Origin of the sequence: Paenarthrobacter nitroguajacolicus, assembly GCF_007786235.1 — a bacterium.
Lineage (GTDB): Bacteria > Actinomycetota > Actinomycetes > Actinomycetales > Micrococcaceae > Arthrobacter > Arthrobacter nitroguajacolicus_A.
Genome location: NZ_VNFK01000032.1, coordinates 1 through 20,728 on the forward strand (window position 1 = coordinate 1; position 20,728 = coordinate 20,728).

At 63.3% G+C, this 20,728-nt stretch carries 21 protein-coding genes and 1 pseudogene; 11 read left to right on the top strand and 11 right to left on the bottom strand.

Annotation, left to right across the window (positions count from 1 at the left end; translation table 11 throughout):
• Nucleotides 1-73: 73 nt before the first annotated feature.
• The 4 genes from FQP90_RS22585 to FQP90_RS22605 all read right to left on the bottom strand — a co-directional run bounded on the left by FQP90_RS22585 (nt 74) and on the right by FQP90_RS22605 (nt 5,036).
• Complete coding sequence (locus FQP90_RS22585; protein ID WP_144653319.1) at nt 74-2,122, bottom strand: PTS fructose transporter subunit IIABC; 2,049 nt, start codon at nt 2,120-2,122, stop codon at nt 74-76.
• Nucleotides 2,119-3,111, bottom strand: a complete 993-nt coding sequence (locus FQP90_RS22590; RefSeq protein ID WP_144653321.1) for a 1-phosphofructokinase family hexose kinase — start codon at nt 3,109-3,111, stop codon at nt 2,119-2,121. The genes FQP90_RS22585 and FQP90_RS22590 overlap by 4 nt, the downstream gene beginning before the upstream one ends.
• Nucleotides 3,108-3,899, bottom strand: a complete 792-nt coding sequence (locus FQP90_RS22595) for a DeoR/GlpR family DNA-binding transcription regulator (RefSeq protein ID WP_144653323.1) — start codon at nt 3,897-3,899, stop codon at nt 3,108-3,110. Before FQP90_RS22595 ends, FQP90_RS22590 begins: the two co-directional genes overlap by 4 nt.
• Nucleotides 3,900-4,604: 705 nt before the next feature.
• Nucleotides 4,605-5,036 (bottom strand): hypothetical protein, encoded by a 432-nt coding sequence (locus FQP90_RS22605; protein WP_144653325.1) that lies wholly within the window; start codon nt 5,034-5,036, stop codon nt 4,605-4,607.
• A 174-nt stretch (nt 5,037-5,210) separates the two neighbouring features.
• On the opposite strand from FQP90_RS22605, the gene FQP90_RS22610 reads away from it, so the two are divergent.
• The 3 genes from FQP90_RS22610 to FQP90_RS22620 all read left to right on the top strand — a co-directional run bounded on the left by FQP90_RS22610 (nt 5,211) and on the right by FQP90_RS22620 (nt 7,837).
• Nucleotides 5,211-5,984, top strand: a complete 774-nt coding sequence (locus FQP90_RS22610) for a GAF and ANTAR domain-containing protein (RefSeq protein WP_144653326.1) — start codon at nt 5,211-5,213, stop codon at nt 5,982-5,984.
• A 216-nt stretch (nt 5,985-6,200) separates the two neighbouring features.
• Entirely contained in the window at nt 6,201-6,659 is a 459-nt protein-coding gene (locus tag FQP90_RS22615; protein ID WP_144653327.1) for a hypothetical protein, read from the top strand.
• Nucleotides 6,660-6,691: 32 nt separating this feature from the next.
• A complete protein-coding gene (locus tag FQP90_RS22620) occupies nt 6,692-7,837 on the top strand; it encodes a glutamate--cysteine ligase 2 (RefSeq protein ID WP_144653328.1) in 1,146 nt (381 codons plus the stop codon).
• A 39-nt stretch (nt 7,838-7,876) separates the two neighbouring features.
• Here FQP90_RS22620 and FQP90_RS22625 read toward each other — a convergent pair whose 3' ends face one another.
• Together FQP90_RS22625 and FQP90_RS22630 are read right to left on the bottom strand one after the other, a co-directional pair.
• On the bottom strand, nt 7,877-8,278 hold the full coding sequence (locus FQP90_RS22625; protein ID WP_144653330.1) for a VOC family protein: 402 nt from the start codon (nt 8,276-8,278) through the stop codon (nt 7,877-7,879).
• Between the two features lie 19 nt (nt 8,279-8,297).
• On the bottom strand, nt 8,298-8,738 hold the full coding sequence (locus FQP90_RS22630) for a helix-turn-helix transcriptional regulator (RefSeq protein ID WP_144653332.1): 441 nt from the start codon (nt 8,736-8,738) through the stop codon (nt 8,298-8,300).
• A 26-nt stretch (nt 8,739-8,764) separates the two neighbouring features.
• Here FQP90_RS22630 and FQP90_RS22635 point away from each other — a divergent pair, with 26 nt between their 5' ends.
• From FQP90_RS22635 to FQP90_RS22650, 4 genes are all read left to right on the top strand, one after another.
• Complete coding sequence (locus FQP90_RS22635) at nt 8,765-9,400, top strand: alpha/beta hydrolase (protein WP_144653334.1); 636 nt, start codon at nt 8,765-8,767, stop codon at nt 9,398-9,400.
• A gap of 206 nt (nt 9,401-9,606) precedes the next feature.
• Nucleotides 9,607-10,608 carry a LacI family DNA-binding transcriptional regulator gene (locus tag FQP90_RS22640; protein WP_244296956.1) on the top strand — a complete coding sequence of 334 codons (1,002 nt, stop codon included), beginning with the start codon at nt 9,607-9,609 and terminating at the stop codon, nt 10,606-10,608.
• Between the two features lie 8 nt (nt 10,609-10,616).
• Nucleotides 10,617-11,348: an HAD family hydrolase gene (locus FQP90_RS22645; RefSeq protein WP_144653337.1), complete on the top strand. Its 732-nt coding sequence runs from the start codon at nt 10,617-10,619 to the stop codon at nt 11,346-11,348.
• A 31-nt stretch (nt 11,349-11,379) separates the two neighbouring features.
• Nucleotides 11,380-13,734: a glycoside hydrolase family 65 protein gene (locus tag FQP90_RS22650; RefSeq protein ID WP_144653339.1), complete on the top strand. Its 2,355-nt coding sequence runs from the start codon at nt 11,380-11,382 to the stop codon at nt 13,732-13,734.
• A 27-nt stretch (nt 13,735-13,761) separates the two neighbouring features.
• On the opposite strand, the gene FQP90_RS22655 is transcribed toward FQP90_RS22650, so the two are convergent.
• The 3 genes from FQP90_RS22655 to FQP90_RS22665 all read right to left on the bottom strand — a co-directional run bounded on the left by FQP90_RS22655 (nt 13,762) and on the right by FQP90_RS22665 (nt 16,359).
• A complete protein-coding gene (locus FQP90_RS22655; RefSeq protein ID WP_144653340.1) occupies nt 13,762-14,118 on the bottom strand; it encodes a hypothetical protein in 357 nt (118 codons plus the stop codon).
• Nucleotides 14,119-14,297: 179 nt separating this feature from the next.
• Nucleotides 14,298-15,776 (bottom strand): MFS transporter, encoded by a 1,479-nt coding sequence (locus FQP90_RS22660; RefSeq protein ID WP_144653341.1) that lies wholly within the window; start codon nt 15,774-15,776, stop codon nt 14,298-14,300.
• 118 nt (nt 15,777-15,894) lie between these two features.
• Entirely contained in the window at nt 15,895-16,359 is a 465-nt protein-coding gene (locus FQP90_RS22665) for a MarR family winged helix-turn-helix transcriptional regulator (protein WP_144653343.1), read from the bottom strand.
• Between the two features lie 62 nt (nt 16,360-16,421).
• On the opposite strand from FQP90_RS22665, the gene FQP90_RS22670 reads away from it, so the two are divergent.
• The 3 genes from FQP90_RS22670 (at nt 16,422) to srmL (ending at nt 19,536) form a co-directional block, all read left to right on the top strand.
• Nucleotides 16,422-17,177, top strand: a complete 756-nt coding sequence (locus tag FQP90_RS22670; protein WP_144653345.1) for a class I SAM-dependent DNA methyltransferase — start codon at nt 16,422-16,424, stop codon at nt 17,175-17,177.
• A gap of 67 nt (nt 17,178-17,244) precedes the next feature.
• On the top strand, nt 17,245-18,246 hold the full coding sequence (locus FQP90_RS22675; protein WP_167510550.1) for a LysM peptidoglycan-binding domain-containing protein: 1,002 nt from the start codon (nt 17,245-17,247) through the stop codon (nt 18,244-18,246).
• Between the two features lie 171 nt (nt 18,247-18,417).
• Nucleotides 18,418-19,536, top strand: coding sequence for a PheS-related mystery ligase SrmL (srmL, locus tag FQP90_RS22680; RefSeq protein ID WP_144653349.1), 1,119 nt, complete (start codon nt 18,418-18,420; stop codon nt 19,534-19,536).
• Between the two features lie 25 nt (nt 19,537-19,561).
• Here the strand turns inward: srmL and FQP90_RS22685 are convergent, their stop codons facing one another.
• Nucleotides 19,562-19,957 (bottom strand): hypothetical protein, encoded by a 396-nt coding sequence (locus FQP90_RS22685; RefSeq protein WP_144653350.1) that lies wholly within the window; start codon nt 19,955-19,957, stop codon nt 19,562-19,564.
• A gap of 75 nt (nt 19,958-20,032) precedes the next feature.
• Between FQP90_RS22685 and FQP90_RS22690 the strand changes: the two genes are divergently transcribed.
• A complete protein-coding gene (locus tag FQP90_RS22690; protein ID WP_144653352.1) occupies nt 20,033-20,368 on the top strand; it encodes a hypothetical protein in 336 nt (111 codons plus the stop codon).
• 41 nt (nt 20,369-20,409) lie between these two features.
• On the opposite strand, the pseudogene FQP90_RS23720 reads toward FQP90_RS22690, so the two are convergent.
• Nucleotides 20,410-20,728 (bottom strand): annotated as a pseudogene (locus tag FQP90_RS23720) (hypothetical protein); the annotation flags it as partial.

Sequence of the window (20,728 nt, forward strand, 5' to 3'; positions counted from 1 at the left end):
GCAGCAGGCCACACACCGCACTCAAAGGCGCCTCCCCAGCCAGCCGCGTCAACAACCTACCGGGTTAGTACATCTAGACGCTGGCCGTGACCGGAACGGGTTCCGCCTCAACCGGCTTCCGGACGGCCCAGCGCTTGAGGGCGATGACAGCCAGTGCGCTGACGATCATTCCAGCGACGATGGCGATCACGAACATCGCCAGATTCCCGATAGCGAAGAAGACGAAGAAACCGCCATGGGGAGCCTGTGAAGTGACTCCGGTGGCCATGCAGAGAGCACCGGTAAGAGCGCCACCCAGCATGCTGGCGGGAATCACGCGCAGCGGATCAGCCGCAGCGAACGGGATGGCCCCTTCGGAGATGAAGGACGCGCCCAGCAGCCAGGCTGCCTTGCCGTTTTCGCGCTCGTTGAGGGTGAAGACTTTCTTGTCCAGTGCGGTGGCCAGGGCCATCGCCAGAGGAGGAACCATGCCGGCAGCCATCACAGTGCCCATGATCATCCACGGAGCCTGGTTGTCTGCACTGCCGGCACTCAGGCCGGCCACGGCGAAGGCGTAGGCCACTTTGTTGACCGGGCCACCCAGGTCAAAGCACATCATGAGGCCGAGGATGATGCCGAGGACCACGGCGGATGCGCCGCTCATGCCCGTGAGCCAGGTGTTCAGTGCAACCGTGAGGCCGGCGATAGGGCCGCCAAGGACCAGGAACATCAGGCCGGACGCGAAGATCGAGGCCAGCAGCGGGATGATGACCACGGGCATCAGGCCACGGAGCCAGCGCGGTACCTGCCAGGTGCCAATGAGGTGCGCCATGTAACCGGCCAAGAGACCACCGACGATGCCGCCCAGGAAGCCGGCGCCCATGAAGCCGGAGACTGCACCGGCGACGAAGCCCGGAGCGATACCGGGGCGGTCGGCAATGGCGTAGGCAATGTAGCCCGCCAACGCCGGGACCAGGAAGCTCATGGACAGGGCGCCGATCTTGAACAGCACAGCGCCGAGATAGATTGTCAGGCCGCCCTCAGGCAGGTTGCCGAAGTTGTTCTCCAAAACCACTTTGTCCGCGACTTCAGTGATGTCGTAACCACCCAGCAGGAAGCCGAGGGCGATCAGCAGGCCGCCACCCGCAACGAACGGAATCATGTAGCTGACACCGGTGAGGAGCGCGCGCTTCAGCTTCTGGCCGATGTGCTCGCCCTTTTCCTCCTCGGCACGCTCAGCCTGCTCTTCGGCACCGAAGTGCGGAACACGGCGTGCGTGGGGGTCGACGGCGGCAGCCAGGGCTTCCTCGACCATCTTGGTGGGCTCGTCGATGCCGCGCTTGACCGGAGCGTTGATGACCGGCTTGCCGGCGAAGCGCTCCTTGCCGCGAACGTCGACGTCGACGGCGAAGATCACGGCGTCGGCCGCAGCAATCACTGCCGGGTCCAGCGGCTTGGCGCCGGAGGAACCCTGGGTCTCAACCTGCAGGTCAACGCCCATTTCCTTGGCGGCGGCAACCAGCGAATCGGCCGCCATGTACGTGTGTGCGATGCCGGTAGGGCAGGCGGTCACTGCGACGATGCGCTTGGGTGCTGATGTGGACGCCGCTTCGCCGGCAACGGGGGTCGTGCCCGCTTCGCGATGCCCAGCCACTCCGCGTCCCCCGTTCCCGGCTTCGCTGGTACTGGGAGCATCACCGATGGCGCCATCAACCAGCTCCACGATCTCTTCAGGGGAAGAAGCCGCACGCAGCGCTGCGGTGAAGTCCTTCTTGATCAGCGAACGTGCCAGCTTGGAGAGCAGCTTCAGGTGTTCCTGGTCCGCGCCGTCCGGGGCTGCGATGAAGAAGATGAGGTCGGCCGGGCCGTCCTTGGCGCCGAAGTCCACCTTGTGGGACAGTCGGGCCATGGCAAGGGCAGGCTCCGTGACGGCGGCCGAGCGGCAGTGCGGGATGGCAATGCCGCCGGGGACGCCGGTTGCGGTCTTCTGCTCGCGGGCGAAGGCGTCAGCGAAGAGCCCTTCAACCTCGGAAGCTCGGCCGGATGCGGCAACTTTGCCTGCCAGGACGCGGATGACATCGGCGGGGGAGTCGCCCAGGTTTTGGTCGAGGGTGACCAATTGGGGGGTGATCAGCTGGGTCACTGTGAATCCTTCTGGAGGGCCGTGATGGTGACGGCGTCGGGGGTTGTCTGGTGGACTGCCGGGACAGTGGAGCCCGGCAGCGAAGCAGCAGCGGCACCATGTGCCACGGCCTGACGGAGGCAGTCCTGTGCGGAACCGCCCTGGGTTGCGGCCAGCAGGTAGCCGGCAAGGGATGAATCCCCTGCGCCTACCGTGCTGACTGCCTTGATCGGCGGATGCGTGGCGAACCATGCTCCGTCCGCGGTCACCAGGACTGCGCCCTTGGACCCGAGTGTTGCGAGAACGGCGCCTACACCGCTGGCGACGACGGCGGCAGCGGCTTGGGCGGCTTTGGCCGGGTCCGCTTCCAACTCGTCAGCTGTGGAGACGTTGGCGAAACCGGCTGCGGCGGCAAGCTCTGCGAGCTCTTCCGCATTCGGCTTGAGGAGGTCGGGCTTTCCTGCGGCATCGCCCGCCACGGCTGCCGCAAGCGGAGCCCCGGAGGAGTCGATGGCGATGCCGGGGGTGGCACTTCCATCCGCGTTCGACCGGAGTCGACGCGCGATTGTGGCGTAGAAATCCGCGGGCACCCCTGGTGGGAGCGAGCCCGCGAGAACCACCCAGCTGGCGCCACGGGAGCGCTCCAGCAGCAGCCCGATCAGGGCTTCCTGCTGTTCGCCGCTCAGCTCCGGGCCGGGCTCGTTGATCTTGGTGGTGACGCCATCCGGTTCGGTGAGCGTCACATTGCTGCGCAGCGCCTGACCGATGGGCAGCGCCGCGAACGGTACACCGCCGTCGTGCAGTCCGGAAAGGACAGGGTCCGAGTCGGCGCCCGGCAGGACTGCCAAGGTTTCGAGGCCGGAAGCGACGAGCGCGCGCGAAACGTTGACGCCCTTTCCGCCAGACTCCTGGTGGACGGCCACCGCGCGCTGAACTTCGCCGCGGGCCAAGGCTCCCGGGAGTTCCACCGTGCGGTCCAAGCTGGGGTTGGCGGTGAGGGTGACGATCATGCGATCACCACGTCGACGCCGGCTTCGGCCAAAGCCGCTGCGAGTTCCGCAGAGGGTTCGTTGTCAGTAATCAAGGTGTCAACATCCTTCAGGGTGGCGAACTGGACCAGTGTTTCGGCGTCCAGCTTGGACGAATCGGCCAGGGCCACCACGCGGCGGGCTGACTTGACGAAGGCCGCCTTCACGGCAGCTTCTTCGGGATCGGGGGTGCTGAGCCCGAAGACGGAGTGGATCCCGTTGGTTCCCACAAAGGCGATGTCCGGGCGGAGCCGGTAGGCGGCTTCCACCGTGGACTGTCCGACGGCGGCCTGGGTCAGTCCGCGGACGCGGCCACCAAGGATCTGGAGGGCGATTCCCTGGGTGGAGGATAGCTTTCCGGCGATGGGAATGGCATGCGTGATCACCACGAGTTCGTCGTTGCCGTTCGCGGGCGGAGTCCGCTGGGCCAGCAGGTCCGCGAGGGTCTCGGTGGTGGAACCGGCGTCCAGGAGGATGCTGCCCGTGGTCAGCTCTGGGATCAGGGCGAGGGCGGCATGAGCGATGCGGAGCTTCTCCGACGGGCGCTGGACGGCGCGTTCCAGGATGCTCTCCTCGCGGGTACTCAGCCGGTCGGACGGGACCGCGCCGCCGTGTACTCGACGAAGGTTTCCGGAGACCTCAAGGGCCGCGAGGTCGCGGCGAATGGTTTCAGTGGTGATGCTGAAACGGTCGGCGAGGTCCGTGACGCTCACCCGTCCGCGCTCTGCGACGAGTGCGGAGATCAGTTGCTGGCGCTCTTCAGCGAACACGTACCCTCCATTGCGGTAAAGCCAAGTTTTCAGTGCAGCCACCTCCGTGACTGCTGTCACAACGATGTGGAATTGCTTGACTCTATCTTTGTTTATGTTGGTAAGTCAATAGAAACCAACACAAACAAAGATTCGGGCTCCTTCGAGATTCAGGGTTCCGGTCTCCGGGCGCAGCAAAAGGGCATGCCGCGCTCCCTGTAGCGCGACATGCCCTCGTTCGGATCCTGACTGGGGGATTTGCCAGGATCCGGTCTATTGGGTGGTGACTTGCTCCCTAAAGCGGGGGCGGTCCTGCTGGCCCCGGGGGTGGGGGCACCGTCGGGCCGGGAGAGGGATCCGGCACGGGTGGAGGCCCGGGCTCCGGCAGTGGAACGGGCTCGGGCGTTGGTCCTGGCTCCCGCGTGGGATCCGGATGCGAAGGGTCTGGCGGGAACTCGCTCATGGTCGCACTCTCCTCAAAAAGCCCTCGCGCTGAGGGCGCAGGTTCTTGGCCGTGCCGGCGGAGTATCGGCCGGAATCCCGGTCTGTGCCCGGATAGTCGATGGGCAGGTTGTCCGGATCGGGCGGGTCCGGGAGTTTGTGCTTGGTGGATGGTTTGCGCTCTGGAGCAGGCGTTTCATTCCTCTTTGAATCTGCGTGCATCGTTTCCCTTCCGGTAGTTCCAGCTACGTTGCTGTTATTGCCCTTCCAGGCAGTCTTCGCGCCCTAGTCGGGGATCTCCATGCGAAAACCGCACTGGCATCCGAGGATGCGGGTGTTGATATAGATCTCATAGAGCCGCTCACTGTCCCCGGGCCTCAACGCCAGGGGTGCCTGGATTCTCCGCAGCTCGCAGCTCTTGGTTTTCATGGGTTCTCCGCAATGGAGATACTGCCCGCCGAACTGGAGCACTCCTTGCGCAATCCCGGGGCGGTTCAGTACCACCGCCACCTTCTGGACGGAAGCAATCTGCCGGTAGGAGTACCTACAGGCGTGGCATTCGTAGGCAACATCCACCATGTTGGGCGCGGGAGGGTAATGCGACTGGATGGAGTTAACCAGAAGGTGCTTGTCCGTATTGCAGCGCGAACACCACAACGGCTCGTCGGGTGGCTGATGCGCTTCGTCCGGAACGCGGGATGCGGGCTGGGCGGGCATGGGTGACCTCTGCATCGAAATGAGGGGCGCCCGTCTGCTTGAGCGAGAGAATCCCGGTCCAATGTTGCATGACCGTAGCTAGATTCTGCCCTGCCGGGTCCCCGGAAGGCAAGGATTTGCCTCCGGCCACCAAAAGGCTCAACACTTATGTCCCCGGCAACCCTAAACTAAGGCATGGACGAAATGAACGTTGACGTAGCGCTGCCTGAAGCTGCTCCGGCGCCCGACGATGTTTCCGTTCCGGAAAAGCTGCAGGACCTGGTCATTGACAGCGAAGACGTGGGCGGTTTCCTGCAAGAGCTGGCCGCTTTTTCCGCGGCCGCAGTTTCCGAGGCTGTTGGTCTTGACGTGCTTTGCGGCATCACCCTCAGCCGGCGTCGCCGCACGGCCACAGTGGCTGGAAGCACCCACGAGGCCAGGCTGATCGATGAAGTGCAGCAGGCCTATGGGGATGGTCCCTGCCTGGAGGCCATGCGGACCCATGCCACCGTGCACGTACCGGACACTTCCACCGAAGAGCGCTGGGCCGAATATTGTTCCGTCATTGCCGAGCGCGGCCACCTGTCAGCGCTCTGCGTTCCGTTGGAACTGGATGAAGGCGCCACGGCTGCCCTCAACTTCTTCGCTCCCCAGGCCCATGTCTACGACGCTGCCACCATTCGAAACTGTGAGCTCTATGCAAGCCAGGCAGAGCGCTCACTGCGGTTGGCTGTGCGGATCGGCGTGAAGCAGCAGCACGCCGACGACCTCCAGGATGCCATGCAGAACAGGACGGTCATCGACCTCGCCAGCGGAATCATCATGGGCCAGAACCGCTGCAGCCAGGATGAGGCGTTCCAGATCCTCAAGAAGGCTTCCAGCAGCCGAAACCAGAAACTTCGGGACGTGGCCGAGTCGCTGGTGAAGTCCGTGGCTGACAAGGCGCCCGTGGCGCACTTCGAACCCTGAGCTCCCTGGCGGAGCGTCCCAACGCGATTCCATGACTTGTGACGCCCGCCACTGGTGAACTACATTTTAGGTGGGTTAAGCAGATAGCCCTTGGAGCCTCATGACCTGGCGCCATCCCGGATGGTCCAAGAACTGCACCTTTAGCCGTGGCCCTCATCGGCCGGCTCGCCGCGTGCATGCATGCAGGCTCCTTGAAGGAGCAAAAGGAGAATGGCAATGACGCTTGGATCCCCTCTTCCCGCCCCGAAGCATGTCAGTGGGTCGGCGCCCGCAACAAGCGATATCGAAGAACGCCCCTGGTGCACGGTCTGCGATACCGATTCCTACGTTTTTGTGGAAACGGTGGTAGAAGCAGAACCGAATCAGTCAGTGCTGGTCGACGTCAGCTACACCTGCAGCGAGTGCGATACGTTCTACGCCCACACAGTTCGCTTGGATGCCTTGGTACCGGAGATCCAACGGGAATTCCTTTCCACTTCTGCAGCCGGACTCTGGTTCAGCTGCACCCACTGTGGCGAACCCATGACGCTGGGACGCCCCACCGAACGAGTGATCGAGGCACCCCGGACCACTGATGATCCGGGCGTCCCCAACCTCTTGGAGGTGTACCTGCAGACCCAGGTGCTCCACTGCCGTTGCGGTTTCCAAATGGAGGTTCCACGCCACGTTGGATGACCGCCGTCTCTGAATAACTCATAGTGGGGAGGGTGGCTGTGCGCACATTTGGCGTCGAAGAGGAATTGCTGATTGCCGATCCCGTCGACGGCCAGCCCTTGGCTTTGGCCGCCGACATCCTGGACGTGGCATCCCCACAAGGCGCGGAAGCCGGTCCGGACGATGACACCGCACTGAAGTCCGAGTTCAAGCAGGAGCAAATCGAGGTCAATTCCCGCCCCTGCCGGACAGCGGCCGAGCTTCGCGCCGAAATCCGTGCGGGACGGGCTTTGTCGGACAAGGCTGCTCGGGCGGTGGGGGCGAGGGTAGCGGCCCTGGCCACGCCGCCGGTCTTCCACGCAACTCCCACGTTGGGAAATCAGCGGTACGCCACCATGGGCACAGAGTTCGGGTTGATAGCCCGGGAGCAGCTCACCTGCGGATTCCACGTCCATGTGTCCATCGAGTCGCCTGACGAAGGCGTCGCCGTCCTGGACCGCATGCGGCATTGGCTCCCTGTGCTTTTGGCGTTGAGCGCCAATTCTCCGTTCTGGATGGGCGTGGACACCGGCTTTGCCAGTTACCGGACGCAGATCTGGAACAGATGGCCCACGGCTGGCCCCATGGACGTTTTTGGTTCCGCGGACGGCTATCGGGCGGTGCTTTCGGGGCTTCTGGGCACCGGGGTGCCCTTGGATGAGGGCATGATCTACTTCGATGCGCGACTGTCCAGGGGGCATCCAACCGTAGAGCTACGGATAGCCGATGTCTGCCTTTACGCCGAGGATGCCCTCACCATCGCGGTGATCGCACGAGCGCTGGTGGAAACAACGGCGGACGAATGGCGCAAGGGGGTCCCGCCGTCGAGCATTGTGACACCCGTGATCCGCATGGCCAACTGGAAGGCGAGCCGCTTTGGTGTCAACAACCAACTGCTGCATCCGCTGGAACAGAATCCCTACCCGGCTGCCGATGTGGCGGCCGCCCTGCTGCGGCACGTAGGCCGTTCGTTGACCGAAACCGGTGATCTGGCGCTCGCGCGCACAGGGGTGGCGAACATCCTCCGCCGAGGCTCGGGCGAGCGGCTGCAACGGCAGGCCTACGGTCGCCGTCAGCGATTGTCTGATGTGGTGTCGGCAGCCATTGCCTCCACCCATCAAGATGGTGAGTTATCCGACGCCAGCCTGCTGAGTCGCTAGCAGGCAGTTGCTGTCGCTGGCAGGCCGGCGTCGGGTAAATCAGCCCTGGTTGATGCGGATCATGTTGCCGGAAGGGTCGCGGAAGGCGCAGTCGCGCGGCCCCCACGGCTGGTCGATGGGTTCCTGGAGGACCTCAGCGCCGGACGAGCGTAGCTTCTCGAAGGTGCCGTCCAGATCGTCCGTGGTGAAGACGAGCATGGGCATGACGCCCTTGGTGAGCAGTTCCTGGATGGCGTCGCCGTCGGCCTGGGAACGGCCGGCGTGCGGAGGGGAGAGGACCAGCTCAAGATCAGGCTGGGCATCGCTGCCCAAGGTGACCCAGCGCTGGCCGTCAGAACCGACGTCGTTGCGGACCTCGAAGCCCAAAGCGTCACGGTAGAAGGCCAGCGACTCGTCGACATCGTTGACAGTGACATGTGCGTACTTCAGTGAAATGTTCATGAACCACACGCTATTGCAGCTATGACGTGGGCGCTTCTTCAATCCTGCTCAGGTTTGGAGTTCCCTTGCGGTCAGGCCGGGTGTGCTGTTTGGCGATGCAATTCGGCATGGCCTTCGCTGCGTGGTGTTCGCGGGAGCGGTATTCGCTGGGAGTGATTCCCACGATTTCGGTGAAACGCGTGCTGAACGAGCCCAGCGACGTACAGCCGACTTCCATGCAGGCATCGGTGACGCTTGTGCCGCCGCGGAGCAGTGCCATGGCCCGCTCGATCCGCCGCGTCATGAGGTAGTTGTAGGGCGATTCGCCGTAGGCTGCCTTGAACTGGCGGGAGAAGTGGGCGGGGGACATGAGGGCGCCGGCGGCCATGGTGGGTACGTCCAACGGACGCGCGTACTCGCGATCAATGAAGTCGCGGGCGCGCCGCAGATGGGCCAGGTTGGCCAGTTCCTGCGGAGTCATGCGGCAAGTCTACTAGTCTCAATCCCATGGATTCAGTGGTTTGGTCGAAGCCGGAAAATGAGCGCGCGGGCACCCCGTTGTTGGTGATGCTGCACGGCTACGGCACCAGCGAGCAGCGCATGGTGGATATCTTTCCGCACTTGCCGAGCGAGTTCACCTGCGCGGCCCTGCGCGGCCCCAAAGTCATCGGCGACCATTACGGCTGGTTCCTGCTGGACTACTTCCTGACCAACGATTTCGCGGACGTCATCTCCTCCACCAACAGGGTGTTCGATTGGATCAACTCCGTAAAGAAGAATCACAGCAGCGTGAGCCTGCTGGGCTATTCGCAGGGCATGGCCATGGCCAGCACGCTGCTGCGGCTGCGTCCCCACGAGTTCGCCGCCACTGTTGGCCTGTCCGGATTTGTGATGGACAACGACCTCCTGGCCCTGAGCGAGTCCTTCGATTCCCCGCCCCCGTTCTTCTGGGGAAGGGACAAGGCGGACCCCGTCATTAACGAGGACGCGATCGCTCACACCAAGGAATGGTTGAACGCCAACGTAGCCTTGACGGCTCGGACCTATCCGGGCATGGGACACAGGATTGAGCCGGCCGAATTGGTGGATGTGAGTGCTTTCCTGAAGTTCTACGTGCTGAACGGGCAGGGAGCGTTGGGATAAGGGCCGCGGATTAGACGGCATCAAGGCCCCAGAATCAACCTTCAGGTGAGATTCGCGTCACAATTTCGTATTCGACTGCACTCTATTGAATGACAAAATTGTAAGCGCTTACACTTTTGGCTGGTGACCCGGTTCGGGGCACACGCCAAGGCGTCAGGCGAGTAGGGAAAGGGTTGAGGCCGTGTTGCATGGTTAGGACTCACAGGGTGACAATCCAGGACGTAGCCGTTCTCTCCGGATTGTCCATTTGCACGGTGTCGCGGGCCCTCAGGAACCTCCCCAACGTTTCTGAAAAAGCCCAACGACAGGTGGCGGAAGCCGCCAGCAAACTTGGCTACAAAGCTTCCGCTGCAGCATCGAGGCTGGCAGGCGGCACCACCGGTTCAGTAGCCATCGTCGCCCCTACAGCCACAGCCTGGTTCTTTGCCCAGGCGGTGGAAGCAGCGGAGGAAGTCTTCGGTGACAGCGGCTATGACACAGTCCTGATCAGCCTGCGAAACAAGGCCACTGTGCGGAAGCAGTTCTTCGAGGACCTTGAGAGCCTCGCGCAGAGGGTGGACGGGCTGCTGCTGCTCAATATTGACCTCGCGCCCGGAGAAGTGGAAGCGTTGGACGCTTCCGGGCTGGCGGTGGCCAGCGTGGGCATGCGAAATGTTCCGTGGGACAATGTAGGTATCGATGACGAACACGCGGCCTGGCAGGCAACCCAACACCTGCTGGGGCTGGGCCATTGGGACTTGGCCGTTCTCTCGAGCAATGAACACCCCGTTGTGACTGAGACTCCACGGTTCCGCGGCTTCCGGCGTGCGCTGGATGAACACCACCTCACCGTCCACCCGGACTTTGTGGTGGGCGCAGGGCCAAGCATCGACGACGGTCGCCGGGCAATGACAGAACTCATCACCCGCGGCGCAAGGCCCACGGCAGTGTTCGCCCACTGTGACGAAGCCGCGTTTGGTGCGTTGACAGCGCTCCGTGAACACGGCTTGTCCGTGCCAAAAAACGTGTCCGTGATCGGTATAGACGACCACCCCATGAGTTGGTTCCTTGGCCTGAGTACCGTGGCGCAACCCGTGGCCGACCAGGGTGCCTTTGCGGCAAACCTGCTGTGTGACCGCCTGCTGAATAACGAAACCCCCAACCAGCCCTCCAACCACCTGCTCGATACCAAGCTCATCGAACGCAAAACCACGCGCCACAAGCGCTGAACGGAACTATGCACATGACTGATCTTCGTAATGCCTGGACTGGCGCTTCAGCGCTGTTGTTCGACCTCGACGGCGTGCTGACGCCGACTGCCGTGGTGCATGAGCAAGCGTGGCAGGAACTGTTCGACGGCTACTTGGCCGAGGCTGGCCACCCCCAGGGCTACCAGGAAAGCGACTACTTCGATCACATCGACGGCAAGCCGAGATTTGATGGCGTCCGCGACTTCCTGACATCCCGCGGAATCAGGTTGCCCGAAGGCCCGGTCCATGACCACCCGGATCACCAGACAGTCCAAGGCCTGGGGAACCGGAAGAACGCCATCTTCAACGAGATCGTGGGTTCGCGCGGTGTTGAACCGTACGAAGGCTCGGTCAAGTTCATCAACGCGGCAGTGGAGCTCGGTCTCAAGGTGGCCGTGGTGTCCTCCTCCCGGAACGCTCCTGCGGTACTTAAGGCCGCCGGACTCGACCACCACTTCGAGGTGGTCGTCGATGGCCAGGTGGCTGCCGGCGTCGGACTTCCCGGTAAGCCGGACCCGGCCACGTACGTGTATGGGGCAGGCCTTCTGGGCGTGCCCGTGGAGGAATGCATCGTGGTGGAAGACGCCGTATCCGGAGTGCAGGCCGGGGCCGGCGCTCCCTTCTACGCCGTGATCGGCGTGGACCGCGGCGCGGGCCGCCAGACCTTGCTCGATGCCGGCGCAACGCTGGTGGTCGACGACCTCAACGATCTTCTCTGACCCTACTTTTTTCGAAGGACTTCATCAGCCCATGGCACTCATCAGCTCCGATCGGCTGCGCTACCCCTGCGAGCCTTGGAAGCTCGTGGAAAACATCCACGTCCCCGGTGACGAGGGAACCCTGGAAACGCTGTTCGCGCTTGGCAACGGCCACCTTGGCATCCGTGGCTCCCACTCAACAGCCGGCGACGGCGAACTTCCGGGAACGTTCATCAACGGCTTCCACGAGATCTGGGACATCAAGCACGCCGAGAATGCCTATGGCTTCGCCCGTACGGGCCAGCGGATCGTCTATGTTCCGGACGCCAACAACTTCACGGTTTCCATTGACGGCGAAGCGCTAAGCCTGTCCGAATCGACTGTGTTGGACTACCACCGCAGTGTGGACTTCTCCACAGGCGTCTACGAGGAAAGCATCACGTGGGCCTGCCGCTCGGGCGCTACAGTCACCACGGTAGAGCGCCGTGCAGTCGGGTTCGATTCGCGCGGATGTCTTGGCCTGGAACTGTCCGTGTCCGCTGACCGAGACGTGTCCGCGGACATCACGTCCGGCGTCGTAAACCGGCAGGACCAGCCTGTGGAGGACCACTCGGTCCACGATCCCCGCCGCTCCGGCCGCCACGCCGGCCGTGTCCTGTTGCCGCTGCACCTGCAGGGTTCAGACGGTTCCCTGCGCCTCGCATGGGAGACCTCCGAATCCCGGCAGCGTGTCGCGATGGCCGTTGACCACTGGATTTCTGCCGAAGGGCAGCCCTTCGAGACGCTGGTGGCGGAGGACGAATCGTCCGTCCGCTACGTTCTGGCGATTCACGACGGCGGCCCGTTCCGTTTGGAGAAGTCGGTCAGTTACGTGGTGGCCGGTTCCTCGGACGACGAAGACCGCGGGGAGAGCCTCGCAGCGGATGCGGAAGCCAACCTGGTGTCCTTCGGCGACATCCTGGCCCAGAGCAAAGCGCACTACGAGCAGTACTGGACCACCGCGGACATCTCCATCGGTGGGCAGCCGGAAATGCAGCAGGCGGTGCGGTGGGGCCTGTTCCAGTTGGCCCAGGCCACTGCCCGCGCCGGCGTGGCAGGTATCCCCGCCAAGGGCGTGAGCGGCTCAGGCTATGAGGGACACTACTTCTGGGACCAGGAAATCTACCTCCTGCCCTACCTGACGTACACCAACCCTTGCGGTGCCCGTAAGGTGCTGGAATCCCGCCATGCCATGCTGCCTGACGCCCGCGTTCGCGCCAAGGAGCTCAGCGTGGACGGTGCGCTGTTCCCGTGGCGCACCATTAACGGCCTGGAAGCCAGCGCCTACTACGCGGCAGGAACGGCCCAGTTCCACATCGCCGCCGCGATAGCGTTCGCCGCCAACCGCTACGAGTGGGCCAGCGGCGACGACACGTTCCGTGGGGAACTGGGGGCCGACCTGCTGATCGAGACTGCGCGCATGTGGGCTTCGCTGGGCTTCTTCGGCAAGGACGGCATGTTCCACATCCACGGCGTCACCGGACCGGATGAGTACACCGCAGTGGTGAACGACAACCTGTACACCAACGTCATGGCCCGCTTTAACCTGCGTGCCGCTGCGGCCCTGGAGCACGAGGGCATCGCGGATACCGAACGCATGGTGTGGCGCCAGGCTGCTGAGCGAATGTCGCTCCCCTATGATCCGCACCTGGAAGTCTTCAGCCAGGACAACGACTTCATGACCCTGGAGCCGTGGGATTGGAACACCCCCAGGTCCAAGTACCCGCTGCTGCTGAACTTCCACCCGTTGGTGATCTACCGGCACCAGGTCCTCAAACAGGCCGATACCGTGCTGGCCATGTTCCTTCAGTGGCAGGACTTCACAGCCGAGGAAAAGCAACGGGCGTTCGACTTCTACGATCCCATCACCACCGGCGACTCCACCCTGTCCGCGTGCGTGCAGGGCATCATGGCTGCCGAGGTTGGCTACGGCGACGTGGCGTTGCAGCACTTCACCGATGCCCTGTTCATCGACCTGGACAACTCGCACGGCAACACCATCGACGGCGTCCACATCGCCTCCACCGGTGGCATTTGGAGCTCCTTGGTCTGCGGTTTCGCTGGCATGCGGGACCAGGGTGAGGTGCTGCGCTTCGATCCACGCCTCCCCTCGGAGTGGGACGGATTGTCCTTCCGGCTCAAGGTCCAGGGGCGCTTGCTGTCCGTGGAACTCTCGCAGGGCTCCATGGCGCTGGGCCTCGTGTCCGGCCAGGATTACAGCGACGAACCACTGGCCATACACGTGCGTGACCACCTCGTCACCGTCGGCGCGGACGGCGTCACGGTGCCGCTGGACACTGTCCCCGTGCCGCCGCCGTCGATCTTCCCCAGCGTCTTCCCGACGGCGGGACTCCCCATCATCCGGTAGCTCTGGTTTTGCGGGACTACTTGGTGGCTAGTTGCTGCTCGCCGTTTCTTCCCGGTTCTTGGATGAGGTACGACGCCGCTCCAACTCGCAGTTGATGAGCTCCAGTAATGCTTGGGCCGGTTCCGATAAGTGATGGGTGTCCGGCGAGCCCAGCTGGTCGCAATGGAGGAGGACGTGACGGATGCGTTCCAGTTCGCGGGAGGGCACCAACGGCCAGCGATGGAAGAGTTGCCGTACTGCTATGGCTCCCAGGAGGGCATCAGGTTTGTTGGCGGCCCGATGGTGGCCATGGCTTTCGGCCGCTCTTCGTCGAGCAACGCTGGCCGCGGAGGGCCCGACACCATGGGCCAGGAGGATTTCGGCCTTGAGGGAATTGGGTGCCATGGGGGACCTGCCAAATGTGGAGCGAGGAAAGCCGGCTGCGTGACTTTCAATTCAGCTTACAGAATGTGAGTTATATCACGCCAATGTTTACGTGAGGCGTCCGCCGTCGTCGTTCATCGCTCCGTGCCACAGCCAGAGGCGCCGCCACCCCGCAAGGGTGCCGGCGCCTCCGGCTTTTACTAACCCAAGTGGACGTGGGGCGTGTGGTCAGATCCGCTGAACGTCTTGCGGTCGATCCTGATGAGGAGGAGCGCGATGGGTGCGATCACTACCGCCACGCCGGCGGCCCAGAGGAACACCAGTGAATAGCCTGACGTCAATGCAGCCAGCGCCCCACCGCTGGCCGCGGCTGTGGCTGCTGCCGCAACGGCGCTGAACAGTGCGATCCCCAGCGAGCCGCCGATCTGCTGCGACGCATTGACCAGGGCGCTTGCCACGCCGGCGTCGTCCTTATCCACGCCGAACAACGCCAGGTTCTGCATGGGGACGAAGACCATCCCGAGTCCGATTCCCATCAGCACCAGTGCTGGCAGCATGTTCACCGCGTAGGTGCCGTCCGGGGTGACCTGGGTGAGCCAGAGCATGGCTGCGGCCATGAGGATGGGGCCGAGCGCACTGGGGACCTTCGCGCCCAAGGTGGGCAGGTTTTTCGCAACGACTCCAGCGGTGATGATCAGCACCACGGTCATTGGGAGGGACGCGATTCCGGCGGCAAAGGGCGCGAAGCCGAGGATGATTTGGAGGTAGAAGTTGATGAACAGGATGCCGCCGATCAGCACCGCTCCGGCAAGGAATGACGCCAGGAAGGCTGCGGCGCGGTTGCGTTCGGTGGCGACGCGCAACGGCAGCAGCGGGTTCTTGACCTTACGTTCGACGGCGACGAAAAGTACCAGCATCAGCACGCCTGCCGCGATGAACCCCCAGGATTCAATCGCACCCCAGCCGTGTTCGGCGTTGGCGAAGCCGTACACCAGGGAGCCCAGGCCCAGGGCGGCGAGGACGACGCCGGGCCAGTCGTATTTGGTGGAGCCGCCGGCTTTGCTTTCGCTCACCAGCGCCCACACGCCTATGAGCGCGATGATCGCGATGGGGACGTTAACGAAGAAGCACCAGCGCCATGAAGCGTACTGGGTGAGGAAGCCTCCGAGCAACACGCCGACTGCCGCGCCCACGCCGCTGATGGAACCGAAGATGGCGAACGCCGTCCCACGGTCCTTGCCCCCAGGGAAGGCGACTGTCAGGAGCGCAAGGGCGGCCGGGGCAAGCAATGCCGCGAAGATGCCCTGAAGCGCGCGGGCGCCAATGAGTTCCCATGGCTGCTGGGCGAGGCCGCCGATGAGTGAGGCGATGGCGAAGCCTGCCGCGGCTGTGATGAAGGTGCGCTTCCGCCCCCAGAAGTCCGCGATCCTGCCTCCCAGCAGCAGGAAGGCGCCGAATACGAGGGCATAGGAGGTGACTACCCAGGCCCGGGTGGAGTCGCTGATGCCCATCTCCAGTTGGAGGCGGGGGAGTGCCAGGTTCACGATGGTGCCGTCCAGGACCACCATGAATTGCGCCAGGGCCAGGAAGGGGAGGGCGCGCCAGCCGGGGCCCACCTTCTTTCCTTGCTTACGCCCTTGGGCTGTGGAGCCCGTCGTCTCGAGCAGTTGTGATGCCACGCGTCACCCATCCCTGGAAGTAGTAATACTTATAAAAGTATAAGTACTTTCAGGATGCGTGTAAGCCATTCGGGGAGTGACGTGCGTCGTACTCCGGAAACCCGGTTCTCGGGTGGGCTTAGTTGTTGGCTGTCCGCTCTGGTTCCGCGAGGAACGACGCCAAACGCTGCAGCGCAGGGAGGCTCGCCGCAATCTGTTCACGTTCTTCGGGGAGCAGGCGGTTGCTGGCCTTGGTCAGTGCCTCAGCCCACGCGCCTTCCAGGAGTGCCTTGATCCGCTTGGATTCGTCGGTGGGGTGGAGGGAGACGTAACGTTTGTCCGCTGCATCCTTGACCCGCGTCACCAGACCTGCCGCCACCAGTTCACGCAGTTGGACGCTGACGTTGCTCAGTTGTCGGCCCAAACGGGAGGCCACCTCGGCAACCGTGACACCGGGATGGCTCTCCACCACCCGGAGGATCTCCAGCACGCCATTGGAGATGGGTCGGAGGCCCGTTTCGTTGAGCGACTTACGCCGAATGTCAGACGAGATGTCGATCATGCAGACGGCCAACGCCGCATGGTCCACTGGCTTTTCTCCCATCCGTCAAGCATAGGTGGGGGCGCCTCGCCGAGCCGCCGCTGCCTGCCTGCAATAGTGGAACGATGATCAACCAGCAACATCTGTGGGACGATGACGCCGCCAGGAACTATGACACTCCAGGTGAGGGGATGTTCTCCCCGGAGGTCTTGGACCCCACCGTTGAGGTCCTGTCCCAGCTCGCGGGCGATGGTCCGGCCCTTGAATTCGCCATAGGTACCGGTCGTGTCGCCATCCCCCTTTCTGCGGCAGGGGTTCGGGTCAGCGGTATCGAACTGTCCCACGCCATGATTTCCCGCCTCCGCGAGAAAGTGGGGGAGTCGCGGATCCCAGTAGTGCAGGGCGACATGTCCGAGGCGCGCGCCGGTGAAAACTTCTCGCTGGCATTCCTCGTGTTCAACACCATCTCCAACCTCCTGACACAGGACGAGCAGGTCCGGTGCTTCCAGAACGCTGCCCGACACTTGGCCCCTGATGGGCGGTTCGTCGTGGAGCTTTGGGTGCCGCAACTGCGTTCACTCCCGCCCGGGCACGGGGGAACTGTCGAGGTGAGCCGGCCCGGGTATCTGCTGGTGGACACGTACGACGTCCTGCGCCAACACGTCATCTCCCACCACGTGCAGTTCGGCACTGACCTTTCGGACGGGCGGGCTGCGCGGATCGGGCGGACGCCCCACCGCTACGTCTGGCCGAGCGAGCTGGACCTCATGGCCAGGCTTGCCGGGTTCGAACTGGAATCTCGTTGGGCGGATTGGGACCGCAGCGAATTCACCGCAGAGTCCCGCAGCCACGTGTCGGTCTACCGGATGAGTGAACGTTAGGGTCTTTAGGGTTGTTCATTGAGATATGCTCACCCCGCTGCAACGCGGGCGCTCTTTGGGGGAAGTCATGAAGTTTGCGGTTCGATCTGGCCTGCTCGCGGCAGTGCTGTCTACCGGGCTGGTTGCCTGTACAGCCACGGAACCCTCACCCGACCCGCTACCTCCGGCGCCCACCGCACACGCGTCAACTGCCGCCGTCGAAAATGCGTCCCCCAAAGGTGCCATCGTCGCTGATTCGTTCGGAAATGCGGATTTCTACACCACCGTCGACGGCGACAGTCTTGCGAACGTGGCTGAGGCCTTCGAGCTGTCCGCGGCGAAACTCGCCGAGTTCAATGGGCTCAAGGCCACGGACCCCGTCCCAACGGGTACCAGGCTACGGCTGATTCCGGCGCCCGGTCCGATCACCGGTGCCAAGGGCGCGTTCACCGAAGACGCGAATGGCATTCCGGTGAACTACAAGATCGAAGCCGGCGACACCCTGGATGGGATCAGCTACCGGTTCGGGCTCACTGGCGAGCAGTTGGCTGAAGCGAACAAGGTCCCATATGTGTACGAGCAAGGCAACACCTACTTCATCCGTGAAGGGCACCTCATCCAGTTGCAGAAGAACCCGGTGGACAGCCGGTCCGGTGCCGGAGCGACCATCAATAACTCCTTCGGACAGGCCATCTTCTACACCACAGTGGACGGTGATTCCTTCGATAGCCTCGGCTACAAATTCAGGTCCACCACCGAGCAGTTGCTGATGTACAACCCGTCTCTGTCGGCAGGCAAACCCATCCCCGCCGGCACCAAAGTACGGTTGATCCCCGGCGAGTTGCCAATCGACGGCGCCCGTGGGAACTTCACCGCAGACGCGGACGGCATCCCGCTGACATACACGACGGCGGCTGGAGACACCGAGCGCCAAGTCTCCTTCCGCTTCAGTGTGGTTGACATCCGATCAGCGAACAGGCCGCTCACGGGGACCGGCGGGACCTGGTACGAATTCACCGATGTTTCCGTCGGGGAGTTGGTGGCGGGACAAACCATCAGCCTCGCTTTGAACAAGCCGATCAACAGGTAGTCCCGATGGGGCGGACAAGGGTATAGTCGGCCCATGCTCGCAATGCGTCGATTTACTTGCCCCCGACCGGTCTCCGGTCGCGAGGGCTGGTTGGCGCGCGCCTAGGTCCTGGCACCGGAGTAAGTCGGGGGAGGAACCCTCCACCCACTTCCCGCAAGCCAAGGACTCGCAATGCCCAACTACCTCAGCCCCGCCGAACTTCATGACGCCCTGACCATCAGGGACCTCTCCAATCCGCACGATGGCCCGCACACGATGCAGCACCTACTCCGCGACATGGTGCGGGGCCTGCGCGAGCATTGGGACGTGCCGGCACGGATCATTCGCCACAGTCCCTTGGTCAGCGTGGCCGACAATTACGATCGGCTGGGATTCAGCCCGGCAGACGTCACGCGCGACCAAAGATACTCCCGCTATGTCAGTCCTGGCGTCATGTTGCGGAGCCACACCTCTGCGTCCATCCCGTCGCTGTTGCGCTCGCTGGATCCCAACGGGTCCATCGACGAGCTCTGGGCTGTTCCCGGTCTGGTCTACCGGCGCGACTCCATTGACCGCACCCATGTGGGGACACCCCACCAAGTGGACTTGTGGCGCGTGTCTTCCATGGACGCTCTGAACTCCAGCCATCTTCAAGAGATGGTCGGCTCGCTGGTGAATGCGGTGCTGCCGGACGCAGACTGGCGGGCAGTTCCGGCGGTCCACCCCTATACCCAAAACGGCCTGCAGCTGGATGTTCGGATGGATGGGGAGTGGCTGGAACTCGCGGAGTGCGGTCTGATGGCGCCACAACTTTTCCTGGACGCCGGGTTGGATCCCATGCAATGGTCGGGATTGGCTCTCGGCATGGGTCTGGACCGTGCCCTGATGCTTCGCAAGGGACTTCCGGACATACGGCTGCTCAGGTCTGCGGACCCAAGGGTCGAACAACAGATGCTGGATCTGTCACCTTGGAAACCTGTCTCCCAAAAGCCCTCCATCAGCAGGGACATCTCCATCGTCGTAGCCGCGGACATGGACGGTGAGTTGCTCGGAGACAGGGTCCGAACAGCTTTGGCAGGCCGAGACGAGGACTTGGAAAGCGTCGAGCTGGTGGCCTTGACTCCCTACGACGAGCTTCCCTTGGCAGCTCGGCAACGGCTTCAGATCCATGCGGGGCAGGCCAACGCCCTGATCAGATTGGTCCTGCGGCCCCTGGACGGCACACTGACCGGTCCCGAGGCCAACCAGCTCCGGGACGACGTCTACCTGGCGTTGCACGAAGGTCCGGTGAAGGAGCTTATTGGGGGCTAGGGCAACTCACTCCGCGCAGCCGAACTCATTGGTCCGTCTGAGCGAACAAACGCCGCATGCCACCGCGCGCCAGCATCAAGACAATGATCAGGGCCGTTACCGGGAGCAACCCGCCGAGTTGCACGGCGTCGCCGAACGCGAAATGGACCAATTCAAGAACCAGGAACTTGCTTCCGGGCATCACGAACAGCAGCGCCACGATGCTGATGATGCGTACGGCCGCCGTCTTTCCACCTCGAATGCGAGCGACGATTCTCTTCTTGGCCAGCAGCACTATCTCCAGGACGACCTTGAGCAGGACGGCCGTGAGGAGCGCCAGCAGGAAGGATTCGGAAATAACGGCGGGGAACAGCTGAATGAATACGCCCAGCACCACAAGGTAGACGAACACATCCACGAGATCGATCGGACGGAGCCGCATTCGGCGAGCGTATCAATCTCGACAATGACGGACCAGAGCAATTTGGGCTGGACACTGGATTGCTAGGCTGGGGTCATGACCCGTCGCCTTGCTGCCCTGTCCGCCGTCCCCCTTTTGCTGATGCTCGTAGGCTGCGGAGCCGTGGAGGAAGCAGCCACGAACGCAGCCAGTGAGGCAGCCTCAAAGGTGGCCACTGCCGCCGCCGACGAAGTGACCAAGCAGGTTTGCGCTGTGGTCCAGGACGGCTTGGTCAGCGTTCAGGACAAGCAGCTGCTCGCCGGACTGGTCTCGGCCGCCAGCGCTGCCGGTGTCCCCGCAGAAATTACGACGCCGTTGAACCAGATCGCGGAAGCAGGGGACGAAGTGCCGGCTGAGTCAGTTCAGGCACTGAAAGATGCCTGCACGCCGTAGCGATCGACGCACCTTCGAAGGCTGCCGGACTTATTTGGTGCCTAAACACGGGCGAGGTCCTGGTGTTCAGTTGTGGACGCGCCTGGCTTAGGTGCTGTAGCTGCCACCGTCGGCAGTGGCTCCGGCGGCGCTTTGGGTGAGGTCGCTTGGGCGTCGTGGCCTATATCTCGGACATTTCCTCGAGCTTGACCTTGCCCCGGCAGGGGTGGGGCTGTGGATCGGTAGCTGTGGCCTGTGGGTGTGGTGATTTCGAGGGTGTGGGTGCCCGGTGTGTCTGCTGGGATGGTTTTGCTTCTCCAGCCGGGGGTTTCTTTGGTGTGGTTGCAGGCTTCGCAGAGCCCGGCGCCGTTGCTCAGGGTG